The sequence below is a fragment of the Streptomyces phaeoluteigriseus genome (assembly GCF_001896135.2).
Classification (GTDB): domain Bacteria; phylum Actinomycetota; class Actinomycetes; order Streptomycetales; family Streptomycetaceae; genus Streptomyces; species Streptomyces phaeoluteigriseus.
Map to the genome: position 1 here is coordinate 1 of NZ_MPOH02000052.1, position 5,596 is coordinate 5,596.

General features: G+C 72.8%; 5 protein-coding genes. 1 reads left to right on the forward strand and 4 read right to left on the reverse strand.

All coding sequences use genetic code 11. The features are described 5' to 3' along the window. The first annotated feature begins 318 nt into the window (after window positions 1-318). Entirely contained in the window at window positions 319-597 is a 279-nt protein-coding gene (locus BM536_RS38055; protein WP_073499761.1) for a hypothetical protein, read from the forward strand. Window positions 598-836: 239 nt separating this feature from the next. Here the strand turns inward: BM536_RS38055 and BM536_RS38060 are convergent, their stop codons facing one another. The 4 genes from BM536_RS38060 to BM536_RS38075 form a co-directional block, all read right to left on the reverse strand. After that, window positions 837-1,391 (reverse strand): type VII secretion system-associated protein, encoded by a 555-nt coding sequence (locus tag BM536_RS38060; protein ID WP_245874016.1) that lies wholly within the window; start codon window positions 1,389-1,391, stop codon window positions 837-839. A gap of 75 nt (window positions 1,392-1,466) precedes the next feature. Then, window positions 1,467-1,931 (reverse strand): hypothetical protein, encoded by a 465-nt coding sequence (locus tag BM536_RS38065; RefSeq protein ID WP_073499765.1) that lies wholly within the window; start codon window positions 1,929-1,931, stop codon window positions 1,467-1,469. Then, window positions 1,910-2,932: a hypothetical protein gene (locus tag BM536_RS38070; protein WP_094104074.1), complete on the reverse strand. Its 1,023-nt coding sequence runs from the start codon at window positions 2,930-2,932 to the stop codon at window positions 1,910-1,912. Before BM536_RS38070 ends, BM536_RS38065 begins: the two co-directional genes overlap by 22 nt. A 13-nt stretch (window positions 2,933-2,945) precedes the next feature. Continuing rightward, window positions 2,946-5,596, reverse strand: a 2,651-nt coding sequence (locus tag BM536_RS38075; protein WP_143651133.1) for a lonely Cys domain-containing protein, incomplete at its 5' end; no start/stop codon positions are given.

The following is a 5,596-nucleotide window of genomic DNA, read 5'->3' on the forward strand; positions in this document are numbered from 1 at the left end:
CTCCCCCGTTCCCCCACCGTCTCGTGCCGTTGGCCGGCTCGTGCCGGACGGCTCCGCAGCCGTCACCGGACGGGGCAGTGCCGGCGCCGCGGGCCTCCGGCCGACCGGGGCAGTATCGGCGCCGCCCGACGGTCCCTGCCTTCCGGCACCGTCGGCTGTCAGGGTCGTCCCACTCACCTGCCGCGTCCACGTGCCGAGGGCCTCCCGCCTTGGTTGGTCGTTCTCCACTTGGACGGTGTGCCTCTCGAAGGCTCGATGGCGTGCACCACTTCAGACATTGCAGTCGTTCCAGGCGTGACAGCCCAGGTCGAAGGAGACATGGTGAACTGCGAGCAGACCAGGGAAGAGTTGGCTGTCCAGGCCCTGACCGGGGACCGGCACGGTGGGATCGACGCCGAGAGTGCCGAACACCTCGGCCGCTGCGCCGAGTGCTCGGCCGAACGGCAGCGGCTCGCCGTGGTGGCCGTGCTGCTCTCGAACGTCGGTCTACTCGCGTTCGAAGGGCTTCGGGCAGCCGACGCCCCGACCGTGCCACGAGGAGCAGCAAGATTGCCGCGTGAGGCGGTCCTGGATGCCCGGGACGGGCGAAGCGGGTGAGCCTTGGAAGAACAGCATCGACGGGACCGGCGGACAGCGGCGGACCGTTGCGGGCCCACTGACGAACCATCGCGGCGCTCGGCCACCACCCCGAACGCCTCACTCCTCATGCCGACAACCCCGGCTCGCGTGTCGCCCCCTCCCGCACCCGTCGGCGAGCGGGCCAACCCGGCTGAACCACCCGTGCTCCCGCCGACGCCGCAGCGCGCACCACGCAGACCGGACCCATGCGGAAAGGGTCAGCCAGGAGTGCCGGACATGTGAGCCCTGAGCAGATCGGCGTCCAGCACGGTGCCCGCGGGGCCGGCCGGGTTGACGTAGAGCGCGTGGCCCGGTGGAAGTCGGTCCAGGAGGTCCGCGACGGTGAGGCGTTCGAAGGCGAAGCCTCCCATGGCGTCGAGGTGGAGCGGGGCGGTGAGGACCGGGACGACGAGCCCACCGTCCGCCACGGCGGCTGTCACCGGTGTTCCGTCCGGCAGGGTCAGCACCGCCACCTCGGCGGTGGCCAGAGCACGCGGTACGGCCTCGGCCGGTCCGTAGCCGGTGACCGCGAGCTGGAGGGCTGCGTCGACGTCGTCGGTGGCCTCGGGCCAGCCGAGCGCTTCCGGTGAGGGCCGGTACGCCTCGTTGTCCTCCCACTCCTCTATCTCGCCGGTCGCTCCCGTGCGCCAGCGGCCGACCACGACCCGGTCGGGCGGCGCGCCCTCGCCGTCCCAGCCGGGGTCGATCATGCTGATCCAGTGCTCCGGCGCGAGCCGTGCCGCCTCGACGATGTCTTCGGGGGGCGTGGGCATCGCTGCCGCACTCCGCTCATGCACCTTGGTCACTGCCATCCGGCTTTCCCCTTCGTCCGCCTGCTTCGTCCACGCTCACTCGGACCACGTGTTCCGAGGTGGAGGCAGTCCGAGACCCTCCCGGAGCCGGGCGGCGAAGCGCGCGGCCGTCGAGGGGTCGGTTCCTTCCGCCGCCAGGACGACGGAGAGCCGGCGCACCGCTTCTCGGTACACCTCCCCGGCGTACCGCCAGTCCGCGAGTACGGAGTCCTGTTCACCGGGCAGGAGCAGCCCGAGGGCCGTGTCCCAGGCCCGGGCGGTGTTCGCGTCCGGGGCCGTGTTCTCGAAGTCCCTGAAAGCCGAGCGCCAGACGCGGCGCGACACGGTGGCCGCGACGGCGTCGAGGGAGTCGGGCCACGGGCCGGGGCGGGCCAGCAGCAGCCGCACCTGGTCGAGCGGCGCCAGTCCGCTGCCCCGCACGCCGCCGCCGAGTTGCGCCTCGACGTCCATCCCGGGAGTGATCTCGACGCCCGCGTGCCTCAGTTCGGCCAGACTGACCATCTCGCGCCGGTGAATCCCGGCGGGTTCCCGGGCAGGTCCTCCGCACTGACTTGGCCGGCGACCCACCGGCGCCGGGCGTCCTCGGACGGAGGCGACTTGGACGGCGGCGCCTCGGACAGCGGCGCCTGGGACGGGGTGTCACCACCGGTCGTGATGACGTCGGGGGCGGGCCCGGAGGGCTGCGTCGCCAACGCGGGCGGACGGGTCTGCGACCAGTGTGCTCCTGTGTCGTCCTGGGGCGAGATCAGCACGAGAAGGCTCTCGTTCACGGCGGGCCGCCGGTCCAGGAGGCGGAGGGGCCGCACAGGCAGCCACACGGTCCGGGCGGCCCCCGTCCGGGCAGCGATCGCCTCGGCCAGTTCGGCATCCCCCTCCCCCGTCCCGACGGGAACGACCGTGACGTCCCGGTCCAGCCGCGCCAGGACTGGATCGTGGGACAGGAGTTCGGCGATCTCCTCGTAGGGCACCGGGCGGGTGGTGCCGTCCGGCCAGGGCATATCGGCCTGCCCCGGGGTCGTGCCGCTCATGTGCAGTACGTATCCGGAGGGATGGGCGCCCTTTGCGGCGCCCTTCCTGTGCCAGGGAGCCAGCGCCCCACGGCTGCCCGCCAGGCGACCGTCGGGTGAGATCACGTAGCGGTCCGCCCACAGGCGGCTCGGGACCGGCCCTCCCGTCCAACTGCGCCCGGTGCGCGTGCCGTTCACGGCGGTGATGAGGGTGCGGTCGTTCAGCGCGCCGTTGCGTTCGAGGTCGTACGCGGCGAGCACGGTGGGGTCGTAGGCGTCGCGGCCGAGGGCCGCCGCCGTGGCTGTCATCCGGAGGAGGTCCGCCCGGAGGGCCTCGTCCCGCGGATCCACACCGGTGCCCAGGTGGAGCGCCTTCGTCGTCAGGGCGTCGGGGTCGGGGTGGTTCTCCACGCTCTCCACGGCCTGGACCGTGGCCCACAGCGCGTTCTGCCGGTGCGCCGCGGTGACCTGCTCCCACGCGCGCAGTTCCAGCACCTGGCGCGCCCACTCATCGGGACCATGTCGGCTGATCAGTTCGCGGGCCGGTCCACGGAGGGCAGGGGGACGAAGTCGGGCAGCGCGGACCGGGGGTCGGTCGACAAGTGCGCCGACGCGGCTTCGAGCATCGTCCGTACGTCGTCGGGGTCCGGCGGCGCGGCCGGGTACCGGGGGCGGTCGTCAGGCCGTGATGCGCGCGGGTGACCCGGTCGAGCAGGTCGAGCGTCAGCTCGCCGTGCTCCCGCAGGTTCTCGTCCCCGCGGCGCATGACCTCCAGGGCGCCGATGCCGCGCAGCAGCCGGCGGTACCCGCCGGCCGGGTCGTCCCTGTCCTTCTCCACGTCGACGCCGAACGTCGTCCGCAGTGCGCGGACCATGCGCAGTGCCGTGTCGCGAACCATGGCCGGGGTGAAGTCCGGGGAGGTCTCCAGTCCGGCCTGTGCGGCGAGGGCGTCGAGTTCCTCCGGGGTCGGTTCGGGGCGCAGCTTCACCATGTCCACCGGGTCGTTCGCCGGGGTGGTGGGGATGCCGTGGTCGTACAGCTTCCCGTTGGCGTAGCGGCTCAGGTGTTCCCTGTCCGGGGAGTAGACGTCGCGCCGTGTCACGTTGGCGACGTCCTGGGCCGCCGACGAGACGGCGAGCGGATCGGGGACGTACGGGCGGCTGCGCTTCAAGGCTGCGGCGGTGTGTCCCTCCGGCCCGCTCCCCCAGCAGGACAGGAACACGAGGGGGGTGTCCTGGTCCAGGCGGGTCACGCTGCGGCGCCGACGGAGGTAGCCGCCGGTCTCCGCGCCTGGGACCGCGACGTTGTTCTGGAACATGTGCTCGACCATGAGGGTCTGCCCCGGCAGGCCGTGGACCAGGAAGAAGTAGGGCTTGCGGCCCTTCCACGGCACCGGCCGGGGATTCCCGATCGGTTCACCGGTGACCGGGTCGTAGACCGACCAGTGCGTCGACCGGGTCAGTTCTCCAAGCCACGGCTCGCGCCGGACCAGGTCCGAGCCGTTGACCACCGCGCGGCCGACGGGGCGGCCCTCGTCGGTGAGGGTGACCGACTTGACGTCCGCGTCCCGGAGGGTCCTCCCGTCGATCGTGCGCAGGACGCCTTCCGCGGGTTCCGGCCCTCCCTCGTCCGGTCCCAGGTCGTCGGGGTCACTGGCGATCCACTCGCCGATCGGCTCACCCAGCAGCTCATCCGACGGCTCACCCATCGACTCGTCGCCGAGGGCCCGGTCGTCGGTCACCTCGACGCGGTACCGGCCGGTGTCGGGGTGCGGCTTCAGGGCGACCTCGCCACTGTGCGACCACAGTGTCCTGCGGGCCCGGGCCGCGGCCCTGCGCGGCAGGTCCAGCCCCATGGCACCGGCGTTCGGCGAGACGAGCACCACCTCGGCAGCCTTCTGACGACCCGCCAGTTCTTCGTCCTGCGCCAGTAGTTCGGCGAACTCCTCCGGCGACAGCTGCCACCGCTTGCTGCCGTCCGGCAGTGCCAGCCTGACCTTGGTGTGGTCACCGTCCTTCGTGCCGATCACGTACGGAAGAGGGGCATCGGGCCGGCGCGTCCACGGTGACGGCCGGGAGTCGCGGTCGTCACCGTCCACCACGTCGTAGGAGGAGACGTCCAGCTCCCGGGCGGGCCGGCCCGTCCAGTTCCGGCCCGACGGGGTGCCGTCCGGTGCGCTAAAGCGGGTGGCTTCGGTCAGCAGGCCCTGCTTCCCCAGGTGATGGGCGGTCAGTGATGCCCGGCTCGTCGCCCGCCCTGCCGCCATCGCCTCGTCCACCAGCTCGTACAGCCGGCGCACACGGTTCGACAGGTCGTCGGCGTCGAAGCGCACCGGTGCGGGGGCGGAGGTCGTGGAATCTCCGTCCGAGCCGGTGTCCGAGTCGCTGTCCGAGCCGGTGTCCGAGTCGCTGTCCGAGCCGGTGTCCGAGTCGGGGTCGTCCCCGGGGTTGTCGTCGAGGTGCAGGAGGTTTCCGGCGAGCCGGTCCGGGCCGGTGAAGTAGTCCACCTCGCGGAAGTCCTCCGGGCTCAGTTCCGCCAGCCGGGCGACGGCCTCCGACAGGGGGGAACGGTCGATCGTGATGACCACCTGTCGCCGTGCCGCCCGCCCGGTGGCGCCGTCGACCGGGCCGACGGAACCGATGTCCCGGCCGCCGCTCGCCGTGGTGATCGGGAAGTCCTCGGCCCGGACCGTGCCGCCGCGTGCTTCCGCGACGTTGCGCACGCCCGCCTCGTTGCGCCGCAGTTGACGCCGGATCTCGTCGCGGAGGAGGTCACGCACGGCCTCCGCCCGCTGCCGGCCGACCGTCTCGGCGTGCTCGACGGCGGCACCGGACAGTGCGAAGCGCGGGCCGTTGCTGTAACCGGTGACCGTGACCTCGGGAAGCCGCAGACCGGCCCGGAGGTCCCGCAGGCCGGTCAGCACGATCTGCTCGGCCAGATCGGCAAGCCGGCGGCGCTGGTCCGGATCGGTGACGTCCCGGTGGCGATACTCGAAGGCGACCCGGGACCGGGACGGGGGAAGCGCCGGGGCGGACTCGGCGGGCCCGTCGTCGTCCGACAGCGATGCGCTCTCGGGCTCGCCGTCGACGGCGGCATCGGCATCGGCACGAGCACGAGCAGGGGCAGGGGCAGGGGAGGCGGAGCGGTCGGTGTAGGTCA